The 18,912-nt window shown below is 67.3% G+C and carries 19 protein-coding genes; 11 read left to right on the forward strand and 8 right to left on the reverse strand.

The window, feature by feature from the left end; translation table 11 throughout:
- Positions 1 to 10 precede the first annotated feature (10 nt).
- The 5 genes from WFK61_RS16045 (at position 11) to WFK61_RS16065 (ending at position 4,564) form a co-directional block, all read left to right on the forward strand.
- Positions 11 to 748 (forward strand): amino acid ABC transporter ATP-binding protein, encoded by a 738-nt coding sequence (locus WFK61_RS16045; RefSeq protein WP_336813085.1) that lies wholly within the window; start codon positions 11 to 13, stop codon positions 746 to 748.
- Between the two features lie 49 nt (positions 749 to 797).
- Positions 798 to 1,958 carry a pyridoxal-phosphate-dependent aminotransferase family protein gene (locus WFK61_RS16050; RefSeq protein WP_336813086.1) on the forward strand — a complete coding sequence of 387 codons (1,161 nt, stop codon included), beginning with the start codon at positions 798 to 800 and terminating at the stop codon, positions 1,956 to 1,958.
- A gap of 19 nt (positions 1,959 to 1,977) precedes the next feature.
- Positions 1,978 to 2,391 (forward strand): 5-carboxymethyl-2-hydroxymuconate Delta-isomerase, encoded by a 414-nt coding sequence (locus WFK61_RS16055; protein WP_336813087.1) that lies wholly within the window; start codon positions 1,978 to 1,980, stop codon positions 2,389 to 2,391.
- A 51-nt stretch (positions 2,392 to 2,442) separates the two neighbouring features.
- On the forward strand, positions 2,443 to 2,955 hold the full coding sequence (gene hpaR, locus WFK61_RS16060; RefSeq protein WP_336813088.1) for a homoprotocatechuate degradation operon regulator HpaR: 513 nt from the start codon (positions 2,443 to 2,445) through the stop codon (positions 2,953 to 2,955).
- A gap of 139 nt (positions 2,956 to 3,094) precedes the next feature.
- Positions 3,095 to 4,564, forward strand: coding sequence for an NAD-dependent succinate-semialdehyde dehydrogenase (locus WFK61_RS16065; protein ID WP_336813089.1), 1,470 nt, complete (start codon positions 3,095 to 3,097; stop codon positions 4,562 to 4,564).
- A gap of 397 nt (positions 4,565 to 4,961) precedes the next feature.
- On the opposite strand, the gene WFK61_RS16070 is transcribed toward WFK61_RS16065, so the two are convergent.
- From WFK61_RS16070 to WFK61_RS16105, 8 genes are read right to left on the reverse strand one after another with little or no spacing between them, the layout of a single operon-like run.
- Positions 4,962 to 5,747 (reverse strand): SDR family oxidoreductase, encoded by a 786-nt coding sequence (locus tag WFK61_RS16070; RefSeq protein ID WP_336813090.1) that lies wholly within the window; start codon positions 5,745 to 5,747, stop codon positions 4,962 to 4,964.
- Positions 5,747 to 6,676 carry a dihydrodipicolinate synthase family protein gene (locus WFK61_RS16075; protein ID WP_336813091.1) on the reverse strand — a complete coding sequence of 310 codons (930 nt, stop codon included), beginning with the start codon at positions 6,674 to 6,676 and terminating at the stop codon, positions 5,747 to 5,749. The genes WFK61_RS16070 and WFK61_RS16075 overlap by 1 nt, the downstream gene beginning before the upstream one ends.
- Positions 6,660 to 8,108 (reverse strand): FAD-binding oxidoreductase, encoded by a 1,449-nt coding sequence (locus WFK61_RS16080; RefSeq protein WP_336813092.1) that lies wholly within the window; start codon positions 8,106 to 8,108, stop codon positions 6,660 to 6,662. Before WFK61_RS16080 ends, WFK61_RS16075 begins: the two co-directional genes overlap by 17 nt.
- Before the next feature lie 3 nt (positions 8,109 to 8,111).
- Positions 8,112 to 8,795, reverse strand: a complete 684-nt coding sequence (locus WFK61_RS16085) for an aspartate/glutamate racemase family protein (protein WP_336813093.1) — start codon at positions 8,793 to 8,795, stop codon at positions 8,112 to 8,114.
- Positions 8,792 to 9,454 (reverse strand): flavin reductase family protein, encoded by a 663-nt coding sequence (locus WFK61_RS16090; RefSeq protein ID WP_336813094.1) that lies wholly within the window; start codon positions 9,452 to 9,454, stop codon positions 8,792 to 8,794. Before WFK61_RS16090 ends, WFK61_RS16085 begins: the two co-directional genes overlap by 4 nt.
- Positions 9,455 to 9,459: 5 nt before the next feature.
- On the reverse strand, positions 9,460 to 10,704 hold the full coding sequence (locus tag WFK61_RS16095; protein WP_336813095.1) for a Zn-dependent hydrolase: 1,245 nt from the start codon (positions 10,702 to 10,704) through the stop codon (positions 9,460 to 9,462).
- A 5-nt stretch (positions 10,705 to 10,709) separates the two neighbouring features.
- Positions 10,710 to 12,059: a dihydroorotase gene (locus WFK61_RS16100; RefSeq protein ID WP_336813096.1), complete on the reverse strand. Its 1,350-nt coding sequence runs from the start codon at positions 12,057 to 12,059 to the stop codon at positions 10,710 to 10,712.
- Between the two features lie 45 nt (positions 12,060 to 12,104).
- Positions 12,105 to 13,202 (reverse strand): DUF917 domain-containing protein, encoded by a 1,098-nt coding sequence (locus WFK61_RS16105; protein ID WP_336813097.1) that lies wholly within the window; start codon positions 13,200 to 13,202, stop codon positions 12,105 to 12,107.
- 176 nt (positions 13,203 to 13,378) lie between these two features.
- Between WFK61_RS16105 and WFK61_RS16110 the strand changes: the two genes are divergently transcribed.
- The 6 genes from WFK61_RS16110 to hydA all read left to right on the forward strand — a co-directional run bounded on the left by WFK61_RS16110 (position 13,379) and on the right by hydA (position 18,902).
- Positions 13,379 to 14,287: a LysR family transcriptional regulator gene (locus tag WFK61_RS16110; protein WP_336813098.1), complete on the forward strand. Its 909-nt coding sequence runs from the start codon at positions 13,379 to 13,381 to the stop codon at positions 14,285 to 14,287.
- Between the two features lie 144 nt (positions 14,288 to 14,431).
- A complete protein-coding gene (locus WFK61_RS16115; RefSeq protein ID WP_336813099.1) occupies positions 14,432 to 15,307 on the forward strand; it encodes a substrate-binding periplasmic protein in 876 nt (291 codons plus the stop codon).
- 14 nt (positions 15,308 to 15,321) lie between these two features.
- Positions 15,322 to 16,071 carry an amino acid ABC transporter ATP-binding protein gene (locus WFK61_RS16120; protein WP_336813100.1) on the forward strand — a complete coding sequence of 250 codons (750 nt, stop codon included), beginning with the start codon at positions 15,322 to 15,324 and terminating at the stop codon, positions 16,069 to 16,071.
- A gap of 8 nt (positions 16,072 to 16,079) precedes the next feature.
- Entirely contained in the window at positions 16,080 to 16,754 is a 675-nt protein-coding gene (locus WFK61_RS16125) for an amino acid ABC transporter permease (RefSeq protein WP_336813101.1), read from the forward strand.
- Entirely contained in the window at positions 16,751 to 17,428 is a 678-nt protein-coding gene (locus WFK61_RS16130; protein WP_336813102.1) for an amino acid ABC transporter permease, read from the forward strand. The genes WFK61_RS16125 and WFK61_RS16130 overlap by 4 nt, the downstream gene beginning before the upstream one ends.
- A 31-nt stretch (positions 17,429 to 17,459) precedes the next feature.
- Complete coding sequence (gene hydA, locus WFK61_RS16135) at positions 17,460 to 18,902, forward strand: dihydropyrimidinase (RefSeq protein ID WP_336813103.1); 1,443 nt, start codon at positions 17,460 to 17,462, stop codon at positions 18,900 to 18,902.
- The last annotated feature ends 10 nt before the right edge of the window (positions 18,903 to 18,912 follow it).

The raw sequence follows: 18,912 nt of genomic DNA on the forward strand, positions 1-18,912 counted from the left end.
TCAACGCGCCATGGACAATCCCCTCATCCGGCTCGCCAGCGTTAACAAGTGGTATTCGCAGTTCCATGTCCTCAGGGACATCGATCTGGAGGTGAGACGCGGCGAGCGCATTGTCGTCTGCGGACCTTCCGGATCGGGGAAATCGACGATGATCCGCTGCATCAACGGCCTTGAAGCCTATGAGCAGGGCACGATCACGGTCGGCGACCGGCGCGTCGACCAGGAGGACGACAATATCGAGACCATCCGCCAGCGTGTGGGCATGGTCTTCCAGAGCTTCAACCTGTTCCCGCATCTGTCGATCCTCGACAATCTGACGCTGGGGCCGATCAAGCTGAAGCGCGTGCCGCGCGCCGCCGCTGAGGCGCGCGCGATGGAGTTGCTGGAGCGCGTCGATATCGGGCATCAGGCCCGCAAGTTCCCGAACCAGCTCTCGGGCGGGCAGCAGCAGCGCGTCGCGATCGCCCGTGCTCTGGCGATGGAGCCGGACGTGATGCTGTTCGACGAGCCGACCTCGGCGCTCGACCCCGAGATGGTCAAGGAGGTGCTCGACGTGATGATCGAGCTCGCCGGCACCGGCATGACGATGATCTGCGTCACCCATGAGATGGGCTTCGCCCGCGCCGTGGCCGACCGGGTGGTCTTCATGGCCGACGGCGCGATCGCCGAGATCGGCACGCCCGACGCCTTCTTCGCCGCGCCCCGTACCGAGCGCGCGCGCCAGTTCATCCAGCAGGTCATCCACTGACCGGTGACCCGCCGGCCCTACCCAGCCCAGCCTTCCGGAGCCTCAGCCCGTGACGACGACGCCCGCCAGCCCTTACCCGTACCGCCTGCGCCTGCCCGGCCCGATCTCGATCCCCGAGCGCATCCGCCAGGCGACGGCCCGCCCGATCATCAATCATCGCGGCCCCCAGATGCGCGTGGTTCTCGAAGAGATCCAGCGCCTGATCCAGCCGCTGTTCGGCACCAAGGCGCCGGTAGTGACCTTCGGCGCCTCCGGGACAGGCGTGATGGAGGCGAGCCTCGTCAACGTGCTGGCGCCGGGCGAGAAGGTGCTGGCGCTGGCGCATGGCCAGTTCGGCGACCGCTACGCCCAGATCGCGCGTGAACTCGGCGCCGAGGTCGACGTCATCGAAAGCGAATGGGGCTGGGCGCCCGATCCGACCGTGGTCGCGGACAAGCTGAAGACCGCCGATTACCGCGCGGTGATCACGGTCCATAACGAGAGTTCGACCGGCGCGGTGACGGACCTCGCCGCGATTGGCAGGCTGCTGCGCGACCGCGACACGCTGTTCCTGGTCGATTCCGTCAGCGGGCTCGCCGGCATGGAATTGCGGCAGGATGAATGGGGCGTCGACATCGTCGTCACCGGCTCGCAAAAGGCATTGATGTGCCCGCCCGGCCTCGGCTTCGCCAGCGTCAGCGAGAAGGCCCGCAACATGATCGAACGCGACGATCGCTGTCCGCGCTTCTATCTCGACATGCGCAAAGCGCTGGCCACCGTCGACAAGCACGAGACCGCCTTCACCTGCCCGGTTTCCCTGCTCTTCGGCATGCAGGAGGCGCTCAGGGCGATCCACGAGGAGGGGTTGCCGCAGGTCTTCGCGCGCCACAAGCGCCTGTCGGGCGCGTTGCGCGCCGGCTGCGTCGCGCTTGGCCTGCCGGCCTTCGGTGATCCTGCGGTGGCCTCGCAGACCGTCGTCGTCGCTGCCGTACCGGAGCCGCTGGCGGCAGGGCCGATCGTCAAGCACATGCACGAGACCTACAACACCGTCATCGCTGGCGCCCGCAACAAGCTGAACGGCCGGGTCGTCCGGATCGGCACCATGGGTGGGATCAGCGAAGCCGACATCCTGACGGACCTTCACTATCTCGAACTCAGCCTGACGGCGCTCGGCCACAAGGTTCCGTCGCCCGGCTGCGGCGTCGCCGCCGCCATCGCCTCCCTCCGCTGAAGACCACGGACACGCCGCCATGCCTCATATCTGGGTCGAATATTCCAGCAATCTCGAAGCCGGCGTCGACGTTCCGGCGCTCCTCAAGACCGTCCAGGACGCGTTCATCGGCGACGGCACGATCTTTCCCTTCGCCGGGGCTCGTACGCGTGCCGTCCCGGTGAACACCTACCTGATCGTCGACGGTCACCCCGACAATGCTTTCGTGCATGTGCTGCTACGTATCGCCAAGGGGCGCTCCGAAGCGGACAGGCAGGAGGCCGGCCGGCGCACCTTCGATGCGGTGAAGGCGTTTCTGGCGCCCGTGACGGCGTCGCGACCGCTCGGCATCTCCGTGCAGATGGAAGAAGCCGACGAGGCCCTGAACTTCAAGACCAGCAACTACAGGGATTACTTGCAGCGACGCGGCGCCACCGAGAAGGTGGTAGCCTGATCCGTGGGGGGCTTGTCCGGCAGGGCGCGCCGCCTCCGTCCGGGAGTGTCCATGTCCGAAGCAACGCGGAAGAGTACTGAATTGATGCCATCTGGGTCCGACCCATCCTCGGCAAGGGTCCGAATCCGGCATTTTTCCAAATCGCTGCCGATGTCGCTCCTCCGCGCGCGCGAAGCGGTGATGCGTCATTTCCGCGCGAGCCTCAGGCGCTTCGGCATCACCGAGCAGCAATGGCGTGTCTTGCGTGCCTTGACCTCTGGCGAGAGTTTTGAGGTGACGGAATTGGCTGAGGCGACGTTTCTGCTCGCTCCCAGCCTCTCGCGGATTCTGAAAGATCTCGACGAGCGTGGCTTAATTCTACGCAGCAATTTACCGTCGGACCTGCGCCGCGGGATCATTTCGATCTCGCCGGTTGGCCAGAATCTGATCGAGCGTGCTGGCGTCGAGTCCGAGGCGATCTACCGCGAGATTACCGGGCGTTATGGCAGCGAGCGCCTCGCCGAACTCCAGGGGCTCCTCCGACAATTGGAGGAATGCCTGGAAGGCCCTGAAATTGCCGGGTGAACCCACGCTACCGCGTGTTGTCGAAGCCGGGTACCGTGCGACGCAGCCAACGGAGCGACGCGTCGATGCGGCCGCATCGCCATGCGACGCGCGACGGTGCGATCGATCCTCTTGCGACCCTAAGACAGGAAATTCTTGAATGACCGAGGTCTTCGGCGGGCTCAAGCTCCGCGACGCGTCGCTGGCGCGCGCTGAATGCTATGTCGACGGCGCCTGGCTCGGCGAGGGCGTCGATATCGTCGACAACCCCGCCACCGGCGTCTTGCTGGCGAAGGTGCCGCGCTTCGGCGCCGACGAGACGACTGCCGCGGTCGAGGCAGCTTCACGCGCCTTCAAGCCCTGGGCAAAGAAGCAGGCCAAGGAGCGGTCCGTCATCCTGCGCAAATGGTTCGAGCTGATCATGGCGAACCAGGAGGACCTGGCGCAGATCATGACGGCCGAGCAGGGTAAGCCGCTCAGCGAGGCGCGCGGCGAGGTCGCCTATGCCGCCTCCTTCGTCGAGTTCTATGCCGAGGAGGCCAAGCGCATCTATGGCGAGACCATCCCCTCGCCCTTCCCGCATTCGCGCATCATCGTGCAGAAGCAGCCGGTCGGCGTCTGCGCCGCGATCACGCCCTGGAACTTCCCGGCGGCGATGATCACCCGCAAATGCGCGCCGGGCCTAGCCGCCGGCTGCACCTTCGTGGTCAAGCCGGCGCCGGACACCCCGCTGACCGCGCTGGCGCTGGTCGCGCTCGCCGAGCGGGCGGGCTTTCCCAAGGGCGTGATCAACATCGTCACCGGCGATGCCCAGGCGATCGGCGGCGTCATGACCTCGCATCCGGCGGTGCGCTTTATCGGCTTCACCGGCTCGACCCCGGTCGGCAAGCTCCTGATGCAGCAGGCGGCCTCGACCGTGAAGAAGGTCGGGCTCGAGCTTGGCGGCAACGCCCCCTTCATCGTCTTCGACGACGCCGATCTCGACAAGGCGGTGGAAGGCGCGATCATCGCCAAGTTCCGGAACATGGGCCAGACTTGCGTCTGCACCAACCGGCTCTTCGTCCAGGACGGCATCCATGACGAGTTCGTCGCGAAATTCGCTGGCGAGGTCGCGAAGATGAAGGTCGGGGACGGCACCGAGGTCGGCGTCGTGCAGGGCCCGCTGATCAACGAGCGCGCGGTCGAGAAGGTCGAGCGCCATGTCGCCGATGCGGTCGCCAACGGTGCCAAGGTGATGGTCGGCGGCCAGCGCCATGCGCTGGGGCGTACGTTCTACGAGCCGACCGTGCTGTCCGGCGTCACCACGAAGATGCTGGTGACCAATGAGGAGACCTTCGGCCCCGTCGCGCCGGTCTACCGCTTCACGACCGAGGACGAGGTCGTCACTATGGCCAACGACACGCCCTTCGGGTTGGCCGCCTATTTCTACTCGAAGGATCTCGGCCGCGCCTTCCGCGTCGCGGAGGAACTCGAATACGGCATGGTCGGCATCAACTCCGCCATTCTCGGCACTGAGGTCGCCCCCTTCGGCGGTGTGAAGGAGTCGGGCCTCGGCCGCGAGGGGTCGCTCCACGGCATGGATGAGTTCGTCGAGATCAAGTACATGCTCGTAGGCGGAGTTGGGCTGTAACATAGGTCGCCGCTTAGATATCGAAGACGAATAGCTCCACGATGAGCGCCACACCTGGGAACAGTTCGCGGAAACGGGTCATCTCGACCACAAGGCGTTAGATCGCCAGCACTAACGAATGTCGGGATCGGTGGTTGCGAGCCCCCGCAACCAAATAACCAAAAACCCGCCGCAACAGCGGCGGGTTTTTGCGTTCAAGGGCGCGAAAAGACAAAAACGCCAACAAAACAGGGCCGGGGCACGCAGGGCTCCTGCTGACAGATTCAGTCCACTTTACGCCCTATCGTCCTGGGGCTTGTCCGAAAACGGGTGGTGCATTCTGGAGAAAGCCAGGGCAGGCGGCGCATGTCTGTGGCACGGCGCTTGGCGCAGCATCACGCCGTGACCGCCCCAGCGCTCAGATGCCCCTGATCAAGCCGCCATCGATGCGGATCTTCGCGCCCGTCACATAGCTCGCCCGCTCGCTGGCCAGGAAGGTCACGACATCGGCGAATTCCTGCGGCTTGCCATAGCGCCCTGCGGGAATCGTCGCGATCGAGGCTTTCGCCACGGCCTCGCGGCTGCCGCCGCTGCGCGCCGCCGCGGCATCGTCGAGCTGGTCGACGCGCTCGGTATGGATCCGGCCGGGAAGCACGACATTGACCGTCACGCCGCTGCCCGCAACCTCGGAGGCCAGCGTCTTCGACCAGCCGATCACGGCGGCGCGGATGCCGTTGGAGAGAGCGAGCCGCGGGATCGGCTGCTCGACGCCGGACGAAGCGATGGTGACGATCCGGCCGAAGCCGCGTTCCGCCATGCCGGGCAGCAGGCGCTGCGCCAGATGGAACAGGTTGGCCGCCATCCCCTCGAAATGCCTGAGCCAGTCGTCGCGCTTGGCGTCGCGGGCCTCGCCGGGCGGCGGGCCGCCGGAATTGCCGATCAGGATGTCGATGCCGCCATCAGTGATCAGCCTGTCCGCGAGTGCATCGACCGAGGCGATATCGGCAAGGTCGAGCTTCGCGGCGCTGGCGCGGCCGCGCTGATCCGCCGGCAGGCCGGCGATCCAGCTTTCCGTGACATCGGTGCTGCGCGCGGCGGCGATGACGGTCGCGCCCTCGGCCGCCAGCGTCTGCGCGATCACCGCGCCGAGCCCGCGGCTGGCGCCCAATACCAGGGCGCGCTTTCCGACAAGTCCGAGGTCCATCAGCCGATCTCCTTCAGGCGCCGCTCCTGCCGCGCGATGAGCCGTTCGATATCGGCGATGTCGGATTTCGACAACGCCCCGCCGGGCTTGCGCAGCGTGGCCGAGCCGATCGCGCCGCGCTTTGCCAATGTGTACTTGCGGATGGCAAGCCCGAGGCCGGGCTGCTGCTCGTAGCGCGCCAGCGGCAGATAGGCGTCGAACAGATCATGCGCCCGCTCGACCTGCCCGGCGGCATGGGCCTTCCAGACATCGACCATCATCTCGGGATAGGCGAAGCCGGTCATGGCGCCGTCGGCGCCGCGTGACAATTCCTCCGGCAGGAACATGCCGCCATTGCCGACGAGGATCGAGATGCGCCGGCCGCCCTTTTCGCTCGCCGCGCGCAACGCCGAAATCTTGGCGAGCCCCGGCCAATCCTCGTGCTTGAGCATGACGCAGGAGGGATGGTTGGCGACGATCTTCAGGATGACGGCAGGCGTGATCTGCACCTGCGTCACCAGCGGGAAATCCTGCAGCACGAAGGGGGTCTTCGCGCCCAGCGCCTCCGCCACCATGGCGTAATAGGAAACGATCTGGTCGTCGGTGCGCAGATTGGAGGGCGGCGCGACCATGACGCCGGCGGCGCCGTCGCCCATCACGCTCTCGCTGAGCTCGGCCATCGCAGCGAAGCCCGCTGCCGAGACGCCGGCGACGACCGGCACGCGGCCATCCACTCGCTTCAGCACACGGCGCACGAAGATCCGGGATTCCTCGGCCGTCAGCTTCGGGGCCTCGCCCATCATGCCGAGCACGGTGAGGCCGGTCGCGCCCTTCTCCAGGTAGAAATCGACCATGCGGTCGGTGCTGTCGAGATCGAGCGCGCCGGTTTCGGTGAAGGGCGTCACCGCGATGACGTAGACGCCATCGGCGGTTTCATCGAGCAGAGCCATGGTGGTCCTCAGTTGCTGGTGGAAAGGGCAGGAGCTTGCCGGGGTTCAGCAGCCCTGCGGGATCGAACAGGTCCTTGAGCGAGCGCATCAGCTCGAGCTCGATCGGCGCCTTGCGCCGCGGCATTTCGCCGACGCGCAACTGGCCGATGCCGTGCTCGGCGCTGATCGAGCCGCGCCGGCGGCCGATCTCGTCATGGACGATGCGTGTGAGTTCGGGCGTGAGCGCCGCGAAAGCGGCCGGGTCCTGATCCGCGCCCGGCAGCAGGTTGTAATGCAGGTTGCCGTCGCCGAGATGGCCGAAGACGATCGGCCGGATGCTGGGCGCCGCCGCCCTGACGGCGGCATCGGCCGCTGCGACGAATTCGGCCATGGCCGAGACCGGCATCGAGACGTCGTGCTTGGTCGCCTTGCCGGCGCGTACCAGCGCCTCGGACACGCCTTCGCGGATGCGCCAGAATGCTCGGGCTTGCGTGCCGCCCTGCGCCACCGCGGCATCGATGACGAGCCCGGCCTCGACCCCGCCGATCAGCGCTGATTCAAGCCGCTCGCTCAGCGCGGCCTCGTCGTCCTGATCCGACAGTTCGATCAGCACGGCGGCGGGCGGCATCTCTGCCAGCGGCAGGCGCGCGTCGGCGATATGCTGGAGGATCAACGCGAGGCAATCGCCGGTCATGAACTCGAAGGCGGTGACGCGGTCGCCGCAGCGATCGCGGACTGCGCCGAGCAGCGAGAGGGCCGAAGCCGTATCCTGCACGGCGACGAAGGCCGTGGCGCGCGCCTGCGGCCGGGCGAAGAGCTTGAGCACCGCGCCGGTGATGATGCCGAGCGTCCCCTCGGAGCCGATGAAGAGATCGCGCAGGGCGTAGCCGGTATTGTCCTTGCGCAGGGCCGTCAGCCCATCCCAGATGCGCCCGTCGGCCAGCACCACCTCGAGGCCGAGGGTGAGTTCCCGCATCGTGCCGTAGCGCAGCACGGCAACGCCGCCGGCATTGGCCGCGAGATTGCCGCCGATGGTGCAGCTGCCCTCGGCGCCGAGACTCAGCGGAAAGAACCGGCCGGCGGCCTCCACTGCTTGCTGCACCCTGGCAAGGACGACGCCGGCATCGACGGTGATCGTATTGCCGACAGGGTCGATATCGCGAATGCGATTGAGCCGCGTCAGCGACAGCACGATGGCCTCGCCCGCCGCGTCCGGCGTGGCGCCGCCGGACATGCTGGTATTGCCGCCCTGCGGCACGACCGGCACGCCATGGCTGGCGCAGAGCCGCATCACGGCGGCGACCTCCTCGGTCGAGCCCGGCCGCACCACGGCTCGCGCGGCGCCGCGATATTTGCCGAGCCAGTCGGTCAAGAACGGCGCCTGGTCCTGCGCGGAGACGAGGACATTCGCCTCGTCGAGGAGCCCGGCGAGTTCGGCTACCAGATTGTCCATGGTTCAGCCTCCGTCGAGGGGGCGTCCGCCCCAGCCCAGCCTGACGCGCCCGATCGCCATCGTCACGGCGGCTTGGGTCGGCTCGACCACGGGCACGCCGAGCGCCCGTTCCAGCGGCTCGCGGAAGCGCGCCATGCCGGCGCAGCCCATCACCAGCACGTCGGCATGGTGGGTGTCGCGCAAGGTCCGTCCGACGCCGATCATGCGCTCCAGCGTGACCCGCTCGTCGGCCATCTCCTGAATGGTGAGGTTCACCGGCAGGTCGCCGGCGAAGCGGCCCATCATGCCCATGGCGCCGAGATAGCGCAGATGGCGCGGGATCGAGTTCTGGAGCATGGCGACGATGCCGAAGCGCTGGCCGAGCGTCAGCGCCGTCAGCACGCCGCTTTCGGCGATGCCGAGCACCGGCTTCGTGCTCTGCTCGCGCAGGGAATGCATGCCGGGGTCGGAGAAGCAGGCGACGACGAAGGCGGAAGCTTCGTTCTCAAGGCCCGCGGCACGCTTGAGCAGGGCGGGGATCAACCCGTCGACATCGCGCTGCGACTGGATGCCGGGCGGCCCGTCGGCCAGCGTCAGGCATTCGATCGCCGGCCCGCCGGCCATGCGCAGCGGCGCGACCGCCTCGTCGATGCCGCGCGTGACGCGCTCGGTCGAGTTCGGGTTGATGACGTAGATCGTGCCGCTCACGACATCTCTCCTTCGGGAATGGTGGCTCGGGCCCGGTCGCGCCAGCCGTCCAGCGTCTGGCGTGGCTCCTGGAAGCGGTCGCGCAAGCCGACATACCAGTCGGCGCCGTGCAGGCGGCCGACGAGATCGAGCTTGTCGATATCGACATGGAGACGCTCGTCGACGATGCCGTCGCGGATATGGAGATGGACGATCTCGCCGATGACGAGATTGCGATGCTTGCTGCCGAACGAGAGCGAGACCGTCTCGCGGCATTCGAGCTGGACGGGCGAGGCGGCAAGCCGCGGCGCCGCGACCTTGGCGCTCGCCAAGGTGTCGAGCCCGGCCGCTGCGATCTCGTCGATCTCGGAGGGAAAATCGATGGCACAGACCTGCATCGCCGCGACCATCGCCCGGTCGACGAGATTGACGACGAAGCAGCCGGTCTCGCGGATATTGCGCATCGTGTCCTTCAGCGGCTCGGTGCCGCTGCGGCCCTCGATGCCGAGCACGACCAGCGGCGGCGAATGGCTGAAGACGTTGAAGAAACTGAAGGGCGCGGCATTGGCGCGGCCCTTCCCGTCGACCGTGGTGACGAGCGCGATCGGCCGGGGCAGCACCGTGTTGACGAGGAGCTTGTAGAGATCGCGCTCCCCGAGATCGCCCGCTGCCCAGTCCATCGCGTTCAGCCCAGTTGCACGTCGAGCAGGCGCACCGTCTCGGCGAGAACGCGGGCGCCGTCGCCGGCCTGGTCCGGAGTGATCGATTCCTCCGGCGCATGGCTGCGCCCTTCCAGGCAGGGCACGAAAATCATGCCGACCGGGCCGATATGGGCGATGTGGACGCCGTCATGGCCGGCCCCGCTCGGCAGGTCGCGTGTGGCGAGCCCGAGCGCCGTCGAGGCATTGGCGATCGCCGCGCGCACCTCCCGCGCACAGGCCGTCGGCGCGACATGGCTGATCGGCTCGACCGCGAGGGTGAGGCGCAATTCTTCGAGGGCAGGGCGCAGGTCGCGCACCAGCGTCTCGCCGAAGGCCTTCACGGCCGCCTCGTTGCCGGAGCGGACTTCGAGCGTCAGCACGGCCTCGCCCGGCACGGCGTTCGCCGCATTCGGGCTGATCTCGATGCGCCCGAAAGTGGCAACCAGCGGCTGGTTGTCGCGCGAAGTCGCCAGCGCGCGCTTGTAGGCGGCCTCGACGAGCTTCGCGGCGCCGACCAGCGCATCGGCCCTGAGCGGCATCGGCGTCGCGCCGGCGTGGTCGGCCCGGCCGGTGACGATGATGCGTTCGCGGCGGATGCCGACGATATCGGTGACGATGCCGATCGGGATGCGCTCGTTCTCCAGCACGCGGCCCTGCTCGATATGGACCTCGACATAGGCGGCGATGCCATCTGCCGGCCGCTTGATCGCGGCCAGCTCCTCCGGCCGGCCGCCGACGAAGGCGATGCCTTCGCGCAGCGTCATGCCGTCCGGGCGGGTCAGTGCGAGGTGCTGCTCGGAGAGCGTCCCGGCAAGCGCGCGGCTGCCGATGCAGGAGAGGCCGAACTCGCTTGGTTCCTCCGCCAGGAAATCGACGACCTCCAGCGTATGGCGCAGGCGGTCGCCGCGCTCGCTGAAGCTCTGCGCAACTTCCAGTGCGGCGAGCACGCCCAAAATGCCGTCATAGCGCCCGCCGGAGGGCACGGTGTCGGAATGCGAGCCGATCAGGATCGGCTTCAGGCTCGGATCGGCGCCGGCAAGCCGGCCGATCAGGTTGCCGGCGGCGTCGAGTTCCGTTTCCAGTCCGGCCTCGCGGAACTCCGCTGCCAGCCATTCGCGCCCTTCGAGGAAGCGCGGCGTGAAGGAGCGGCGCGTCCACGGGCGCTCCGGGTCGGTGATGCCGGAAAGGGCCTCGATGCGGCGCCAGAGCCGGTCCTGATCGATCGACATCGGGCTTACGCCGCGGGGCGCAGGAAACGGCCGTCGCCGGCCTTGTTGCGGATCTCCTTGCCGTCCCAGGCGAGCTGGCCGCGCACATAGGTCGCCGCGACGCGGACGCGGAATTCGCGGCCCTCCATCGAGCTCCACTTCACGGCCGACAGGCTCTTGCTGGGATCATGGATGAAGCGACCGGGCTCCAGCACGGTGATGTCGGCATCGGCGCCGGCTTCGAGCCGCCCCTTGTCGGCGAGCAGGAAGGCCTTGGCCGGCCCCTCGCAGAGCTGCTTCACCACGATGGTCGGCGACAGGCCGTGCTCCTCGCAGCCGGTCCAGAGCGCCGGCAGCAGGGTCTCGATGCCCGGCCCGCCCGAGGTGTTCTTGAAGATCATCGGGTCGCCCTTCTTTTCCAGCCCCCAGGAGACGTGGTCGGACGAGATGAAGTCGCAATGGCCGGCGGCGAGATGGCTCCAGAGCAGGTCGCTCTCGGCCTTCGGGCGGATCGGCGGGTAATGCTTGATCTTGGCGCCGAAGCGCGGGCCGTGCTCCTCGGCATTGAGCATGAAATACTGCACGCAGCTCTCGACCGTCGCCTTGTAGCCGGCGCGCTTGTACATGTTGCAGATCTCGAAGCCGCGCGAGGTCGAGACGTGGACGGCATGGGCGCGAGCGCCCGTCTCGGCGCCGATCTCGTAGATGCGGGCGGTGGCGAGGTTCTCGATCAGCGGCGTATGGGCGCGCAGGAAGGCATCCGGGCCGGTATCGCCGGCCTCGATCAGCCGGGCGATATTGCGCCGGGTCATCTCCTGGTCCTGGTTATGGACACCGCAGAGCAGGCCGGTCGGCTCGATCAGCTTGAAGGCTTCATAGAGCGTGTCGTCGCCGATGCGGGGGAAGCGGGTCGGGTTGGCCTCGAAGGTCGAGAACTTGAAGGCGCAGGCGCCTGCCTCGACCAGTCCGGGAATGGCATGCAGCCCGTTCTCGATGGTGATCGTGGCATAGAGCGCGACATCGACATGGGCGTCGCGCTCGACCACCGCGACCTTCTCGTTGAAGAGCTTGGCGCTGGTGACGGGCTCCGGCTCGTCATAGGGCATGTCGACCATCACGGTGACGCCGCCGGCGGCGGCCGCCCGCGAGCACATGCCGATGCCCTCGTGATTGGCCTGGCTGCCGGAATGGACCTGCCCGTCGATCACGCCGGGAATGATCCACTGGCCGCGGAAATCCTGGGTCTCGCGGGCCGAAGGCGGCGTGCCCTTGCCGACCTTGCCGACCTTGCCGCCGCTGACGGCGACGTAGCCGTCCTCGATGATCCGGTCGGCCAGCACGATATTGCCGCGAAGGACGAGATCGAAATCGCTCATGTCAGGGTATCCGGTTGATCCTGCGGGGGTAGGCGGGGAATGCGCTCAGCCTTCGCGGCCGAGCGCATAGTCGGTGAAGTTCATGCCGAGCGCCTTCTCGACGATCGGATAGACGCTGGGGTCGGTCACGCTGGAGCTCAGCGGGATCTTGCTCTTGGGCACGCGCAGCACCGAGAGCTCCATGCCCTCGCGGACATGGCCGGCGCTGACCGGCTGGCCGTCGGTGTCGAGCGTGGTGATCACGTCCGGGAAACAGGCATGGCGGGCGCCGTCGAGATCGGTCACCGCCATGTATTCGTTCATGACATGGATGACGCGGGCGGCTGCTCCGGTGCCGACCTGGATCGTGCCGATGTCGAAGGCCTCGTTGGTGTAGCGCACGTCCTTCTTGGCGACGGTGCCGCGCGCGATGATCGAGCCGCCGGTCTCGTCGCAGATCGCGTCGATCACGGCGCTGCCGCCCTTCGGCTTGGCTGTGAGGATGCGCTCGCCCAGCGCCAGCGCCATCGAGATGCCGCCGAGCGCGGCGTTCTTGCGGACATAGGCTGCCGAAACCGGGTTGCGGCAGGAGGCGATGAAGCCGCCCGACATGTCCGAGGCGGTGCGCAGGATCGGCGAGACCTTGGCCGTCGCGCCGCGCGTCACCAGCTCGATATACTGGTTCTTGGAACGGTTGCCGCCGACCGCGACCTGGATCGTCGCCTCCGGGCTGTTGGCGAGGCCGATCGAACCCATGTCGCCGGTGGGATGGGCGCGGATGTCGCCGACCGCATCGACCACCTTGACCCCGAGGATCGCGCTCGGCAGCCAGGCGTTCAGCGTGCTCGACATGCCGTTCTGGCCGATGATCAGGCCATAGATCGGCTTTCCCAGCGCCTCCTGCAGCAATTGCACGGCCTTGACGTAGTCGATGCCCCACATCTCCCACTCGGTCGTGCCGGCGGGTGCGCCGATGGCCGCGGCGGTGGCGATGATCGCATCGTCGGGAATCTCGTCCATGGTGACGAGCTCGGGCCGGCCGGCATTGACCGCTGCCGTCCCGAGCATGCGGCCATGGTCGGCCCAGCCGCCACCGCCCGCCGCGAAGACGGACCCGCCGGCAACCGCGGCCTCGACATCCCTGCTCGTCAGAAAGCGTCTCATCGGCCGGCCTCGTCCCGCTCTGGTTGAGAGCATTGCTGAACCGAAAGGCCGGTTCCCCGGCTTTCGCGCAACGCTCGGTCTCGCACCGGTCGTTGCCGGCGGCGCCGAGCTTAGAGCGCTAGGCGCGAAATGAATCATGCTTATTATGCAGCCGACCATAATCGGATGTTATTCGCATGCGCCTCAATCTCCGGCAGATCGAAGTCTTCCGGGCCATCATGATCACTGGCTCGATCAGTGGCGCGGCCCGTCTCCTGTCGGTCTCGCAACCGGCCATCAGCCGCCTGCTGGCCTATACCGAGGACCGTCTGGCCTTGCGCCTGTTCGAGCGCGTGCGCGGCCGCGTGCAGCCGACGCCGGAGGCGCGACGCCTCTTCCAGGAGGTCGATCAGGTCCATCAGGGCGTGGTCAGGGTCAACGAGCTGGCCGACGAGCTGCGCGAGCGCGGCACCGGCTCGGTCAGGATCGTCGCGAGCCCGAGCGTCGGCCAGACGCTGGTGCCGGATGCCATCGCCCGCCTGCGCGAGCGCTTCCCGGACCTGCGCGTCGAGTTCGAGGTGCTGACCATCCTCGAGATCATCGCCAAGGTCGTTGCCGGCCGGGCTGATCTCGGCGTCTCGATCCTGCCCGTCGACGAGCCGACGCTCGACATGGAGGTGCTCACCGAAGGGCGCCTCATGGTCATCATGCCGCGCGATCATGCGCTGGCGCGGTTGCGGGTCGTCCGCCCGGCCGATCTCGCGCCCTATCCCCTGATCGGCTTCGGGCCGCAGACGCCCTATGGCGACGTGGTGGGCCGCGCGCTCACCCTGAAATCCGCGCCGCTCAGGATCAGCACGGTCGTACGCTTCACGCCGGTCGCCTGCGCCATGGTGCGAGCGGGCGCCGGCGTCGCCGTCGTCGACGAGTTCGTGCTGCGCGGCCGAACCTGGCCGGAGCTGGTCTCGCGCCCGCTCGCGCCCAAGACGCGGGTGCGCGCGCATCTGCTGACGCCGCGGTTCGAGCCGCTGTCGCGCACGGCGAACGCCTTCGTCGAGATTCTGCGCGGCATCGTGCCGCCGCTGCCCGCCGATGACGGCGCTTAACATCAGGTTATGGCCACCCGACAATAAATGATTGGCTGGGCATGATTTTGCCCTGTTAGGCTCCCTTCGGACATGGCCGGATTGTTGCATGAAAGGGGTGCAGCGGTCGCGGCGCAGCCGTCACGCATAACGGGAGCGGGAATCATGAAGCTGAATTCGATCAAGCTGACGCGCGCCGTCGCCGCCGGCGTCATGCTCGCGGCCATGGCAGCCATGCCGGCCATGGCGCAGGATGCCGACCATCCGCAGGGCGAGAACCTGAAGGTCGCCTGCGACCTCGGCTTCGCGCCGTTCTGCTTCAAGACGCCGACCGGCGAGACCACCGGCTTCACCTATGACATGTCGCTCGCGCTGGCGAAGCAGCTCGGGCGCCCCGGCGTCGACGTGACGGATTCGAACTTCTCGGCGATCTTCGCCGGCCTGTTCTCCAAGCGCTACGAGATGATCCCGGCGCCGACCAACATCACGACCGAGCGCGCCGCGCAGATGCTGTTCAGCGAGCCCTATATGCCGACGGGCCTCGGCTTCCTCGTCAAGAAGGGCGCCAAGATCGCCAATCTGGAGGAGCTGAAGGGCAAGGCGGTGACCGTCAATAACGGCTCGATCTCGGACAAGTGGCTGACCGACAACGAGGCCAAGTACGGCTACACGATCCAGCGCTACAACAAGAACGCCGATGCCGTGCAGGCGGTGATGATCGGGCGCGCCTTCGCCAATGTCGCCGACGTTCCGGTCTCGCGCTACGTCTCGACCCAGACCCCGATGGCCGAGGTCGCCTATGTCCTCGATGGCGGCCGCAATTTCGGCATCGCCTTCCGCAAGGAGGATGCGGCCTTCCGCGCCAAGGTCGAGGCGGCGCTGGAATGCATCAAGACCGACGGCACGCTGGCCAAGATTCACGAGAAATGGTTCGGCGTGAAGCCGGCGGCCGATTCCTCCAGCAGCAAGGTCTATCCGGGCATCGGCGCGCCGGAATTCGAGGGTTACGACGCGACCCCGCACAAGGCCGCCTGCAAGTGACGCCAGTGCCCGCCATGACGGCCTCGTCGCCCGAGACGATCGTGTCGATCGCAGGGTTGCGCAAGAGCTTCGGCCAGGTCGAGGTTCTGCGTGGCGTCGATCTCAAGGTCGGCAAGGGCGAAGCCGTCGTGATCGTCGGCTCCTCCGGTTCGGGCAAGAGCACCTGCCTGCGCTGCATCAACCGGCTGGAGGAACCGACGGCGGGCACGATCCGTGTCGGCGGGCAGGAGGTCACCGGTCCCAAGGTCGATCTCGACCGCCTGCGCCGCGGCATCGGCATGGTTTTCCAGGGCATCCATCTCTATCCGCACAAGACGGCGCTGGGGAACGTGTCCCTGGCGCTGCGCAAGGTCGTGGGGCTGAGCAAGGAGGAGGCGGAGCAGAAGGCCCGCCGCCATCTCGAAGTCGTCGGCCTCGCCCATAAGGCCGATGCCTATCCAGCCGAGCTTTCGGGTGGCCAGCAGCAGCGTGTCGGCATCGCGCGGGCCATGGCGCTGGAGCCGCAGGTCATGCTCTTCGACGAGCCGACCTCGGCGCTCGATCCGGAACTCGTCGGCGAAGTGCTCAACGTCATGGTCCGCACCAAGGAGATGGGCATGACCATGATCGTGGTGACCCACGAGATGAAATTCGCCCGCGATGTCGCCGACCGCGTCGTCTTCATGGACCATGGCGCGATCCTGGCCGAGGGCACGCCGCAGGAGATCCTGGTCAACCCGCAGCACCAGCGCATTCGCGATTTCGTGATGCGCTCGCACGGCTGACGGCGCCCATGGACCAGATCGTCCGCTATTTCTTCGATTTCTCGCTGATGGCGGCCTTCTGGCCGGACATCCTGCGCGGCTTCCTGATCACCGTGCAGATGTCGATCCTGACGATCCTGATCGGCATCCCGCTCGGCCTCGGGCTGGCGGTTCTCAGGCTCTACGGCATCCGGCCGCTGAACTGGCTGATCATCTTCTATATCGACTTCTTCCGCTCGATCCCGCAGCTCGTCCTGATCGTGCTGGCCTATTTCGCGCTGCCCTATTTCGGGCTCGTGCTGGAGCCGATGACCGCGACCGTGCTGGCGCTGGCGATCGTGCTCTCGGCCTTTGCCGAGGAGATCTTCTGGGCCGGCATCAACGCGGTGCCGAAGGGGCAGTGGGAGGCCGGCCGCTCGACCGGTCTCAGCTTCAGCCGGACGCTGGCCTACATCATCCTGCCGCAGGTCGTGCGCATCTCGATCCCGCCTTTGACCAACCGCGCCATCGGCATCAGCAAGGGCACGACGCTGGGCTCCGTCGTGGCCGTGCCTGAGCTGCTCAACGTGACCTCCAGCATCCAGTCCAACGTCGCCAATCCGACCGCGCTGACCGTCGGTGCCTTGCTCTTCCTCGTGCTGTTCCTGCCCTTCGTGCGCTTCACGCGCTGGCTTGAGCGCGCCTATGCGCATCCGAGGTCATGATGGACGATCTCGTCGCGACCTTCTTCAATATCGACGTCCTCCGTCAGGTCTGGCCCCTGCTGCTGCAGGGCTTCTGGATGACGCTGGCGCTGGCCGCCGTCGCGGTGCCGCTCTCTGTTCTCTCGGGCATCGCCATCGCGATGGCGCAGGATGTGCCGAACAAGCTGCTGCGCTTCCTGCTGATCGCCTATGTCGACGTGCTCCGCGCCATTCCGCCGCTGGTGCTGCTGATCTTCATCTTCTTCGGCCTGCCTTTCCTCGGCCTGAAGCTCAACGAGTTCACCGCCGCCGTGCTGGCGCTGACGCTCAACGGCTCCAGCTATTTCGCCGAGATATTCCGCGCCGGCATCGAATCCGTGCCGAAGGGCCAGCGCGAGGCCGCGCGCTCGACCGGCCTGAGCTGGTACCAGAGCATGGTCCATGTCGTGGTGCCGCAAGGCACGCGCAACGTGCTGCCGGACCTGATCAGCAACACGGTCGAGCTGGTGAAGCAGACCTCGATCGCCTCGGCCGTCGCCTTGCAGGAGCTGCTGCGCTCGGCGCAGCTTGCCCAGGGCCTGCTCTACAACCCGACGCCGCTGATCGCGGCGGCGATCGTCTATTTCCTGATGTTCTGGCCCTTCGTGCGGCTGGTCTCGCGCCTGCAGAATCGCACGGCCATGTCCGCCGCATAGAACGAGCTGCGGCCGTTCCGGAAGGAAGACCATGAGCGATTTCGACCTCGTCATCCGTGGCGGCACGGCGGTCACCGCCACCGATATCGGTTCGTTCGATCTCGGCATCGCCGGCGGCGTCATCACGGCGATCGGTGCGGGATTGCCGCGCGGCCGGGAGGAGGTCGACGCAAGGGGCCTGCTGGTCCTGCCCGGCGGCGTCGATAGCCACGTCCATCTCGATCAGCCCTTTTCCTCGGGCGCCGACATCGCCGACGGCTTCGACACCGGCACGGCCTCTGCGGCTGCGGGCGGGACGACGACGGTCGTCTGCCATGCGCCCCAGATCCGCGGCGGCTCGCTTTCCGGTGCGGTCGCGACTTATGCCGAGAAAGCGAGGCTGGCCCGGATTGACCACGCTTTCCACCTGCTGGTCAACGATCCCACTCCGGAGGTGCTGGAGCGCGAATTGCCGGCGCTGGTCGAGGCCGGGCATCGCTCGGTCAAGATATTCATGACCTATGACAGCAACCGGCTCGGCGATGCGCAGATCCTCCAGACGCTCGCCGCGGCGCGGCGGGCCGGTGCGCTGGTCTGCGTCCATGCCGAGCATCACGAATTGATCACCTGGCTCACGCAGGCCCTGCTGGTGGCCGGGCAGACGGCGCCGCGCCATCTCGCCTGGGCCAAGCCGATGGTGGTGGAGCGCGAGGCGACGCATCGTATCCTCGCGCTGGCCGAGGCGCTGGATACGCCGATCCAGATCTTCCACGTGTCCGGCCGGCAATCCGGCGAGGAGGTCGAGCGTGCGCAGAAGCGCGGGCAGAAGGCCTGGGCCGAGACCTGCACGCAATATCTCGTGCTCGACGAGGCGGATATGGATCGGCCGGGCTTCGAGGGTGCGAAGTTCATGATCTCGCCGGCTTTGCGCTCCGCTGCCGATCGCGAGGCGCTCTGGCAGTTCCTGCGCGACGGCGTCATCGATATCGTCTCGTCCGATCATTCGCCGCTGCGCTATGACGATCCGCGCGGCAAGAAGCAGCATGGCGAGACCGCGCCCTTCAACAGGATCCCGAACGGCGTGCCCGGCCTCGCGGCGCGCCTGCCGATCCTCTATTCCGAGGGTGTCGCGAAGGGGCGCATCGACCTGCGCCGTTTCGTCGATCTCGTCGCCACCAATCCGGCCCGGCGTTTCGGGCTGGCGCCGCGCAAGGGCGCGCTCGCCCTCGGCGCCGACGCGGATATCGTGCTGTTCGATCCGAACCGGCGCGTCACCCTCACCAATGCCATGCAGCATCATGGCAGCGACTACACGCCCTATGAGGGCATGGAGCTGCAGGGCTATCCGGTGGCGACCTATCAGCGTGGGCGCCTCGTCTTCGACGGCGAGCATGTACTGGCCCAGCCGGGGCAGGGGCAGTTGCTGGCGCGCGGTCCCTATGCCGAGATCGCGCCGACGGGGTGCTTTCCCACTCCGTTCGATCCGTTCGGCTGAAGCCGAGGAG

The organism is Allobosea sp. MMO-172 (assembly GCF_037147855.1).
Lineage (GTDB): Bacteria > Pseudomonadota > Alphaproteobacteria > Rhizobiales > Beijerinckiaceae > Allobosea.

Coding starts and splice junctions, on each gene's coding strand:
- WFK61_RS16045 (WP_336813085.1), top strand. CDS start 11: ATGGACAATCCCCTCATCCGGCTCGCCAGCGTTAACAAGTGGTATTCG.
- WFK61_RS16055 (WP_336813087.1), top strand. CDS start 1,978: ATGCCTCATATCTGGGTCGAATATTCCAGCAATCTCGAAGCCGGCGTC.
- hpaR (WP_336813088.1), top strand. CDS start 2,443: ATGTCCGAAGCAACGCGGAAGAGTACTGAATTGATGCCATCTGGGTCC.
- WFK61_RS16065 (WP_336813089.1), top strand. CDS start 3,095: ATGACCGAGGTCTTCGGCGGGCTCAAGCTCCGCGACGCGTCGCTGGCG.
- WFK61_RS16070 (WP_336813090.1), bottom strand. CDS start 5,747: ATGGACCTCGGACTTGTCGGAAAGCGCGCCCTGGTATTGGGCGCCAGC.
- WFK61_RS16075 (WP_336813091.1), bottom strand. CDS start 6,676: ATGGCTCTGCTCGATGAAACCGCCGATGGCGTCTACGTCATCGCGGTG.
- WFK61_RS16080 (WP_336813092.1), bottom strand. CDS start 8,108: ATGGACAATCTGGTAGCCGAACTCGCCGGGCTCCTCGACGAGGCGAAT.
- WFK61_RS16090 (WP_336813094.1), bottom strand. CDS start 9,454: ATGGACTGGGCAGCGGGCGATCTCGGGGAGCGCGATCTCTACAAGCTC.
- WFK61_RS16095 (WP_336813095.1), bottom strand. CDS start 10,704: ATGTCGATCGATCAGGACCGGCTCTGGCGCCGCATCGAGGCCCTTTCC.
- WFK61_RS16100 (WP_336813096.1), bottom strand. CDS start 12,059: ATGAGCGATTTCGATCTCGTCCTTCGCGGCAATATCGTGCTGGCCGAC.
- WFK61_RS16105 (WP_336813097.1), bottom strand. CDS start 13,202: ATGAGACGCTTTCTGACGAGCAGGGATGTCGAGGCCGCGGTTGCCGGC.
- WFK61_RS16110 (WP_336813098.1), top strand. CDS start 13,379: ATGCGCCTCAATCTCCGGCAGATCGAAGTCTTCCGGGCCATCATGATC.
- WFK61_RS16115 (WP_336813099.1), top strand. CDS start 14,432: ATGAAGCTGAATTCGATCAAGCTGACGCGCGCCGTCGCCGCCGGCGTC.
- WFK61_RS16120 (WP_336813100.1), top strand. CDS start 15,322: ATGACGGCCTCGTCGCCCGAGACGATCGTGTCGATCGCAGGGTTGCGC.
- WFK61_RS16125 (WP_336813101.1), top strand. CDS start 16,080: ATGGACCAGATCGTCCGCTATTTCTTCGATTTCTCGCTGATGGCGGCC.
- WFK61_RS16130 (WP_336813102.1), top strand. CDS start 16,751: ATGATGGACGATCTCGTCGCGACCTTCTTCAATATCGACGTCCTCCGT.
- hydA (WP_336813103.1), top strand. CDS start 17,460: ATGAGCGATTTCGACCTCGTCATCCGTGGCGGCACGGCGGTCACCGCC.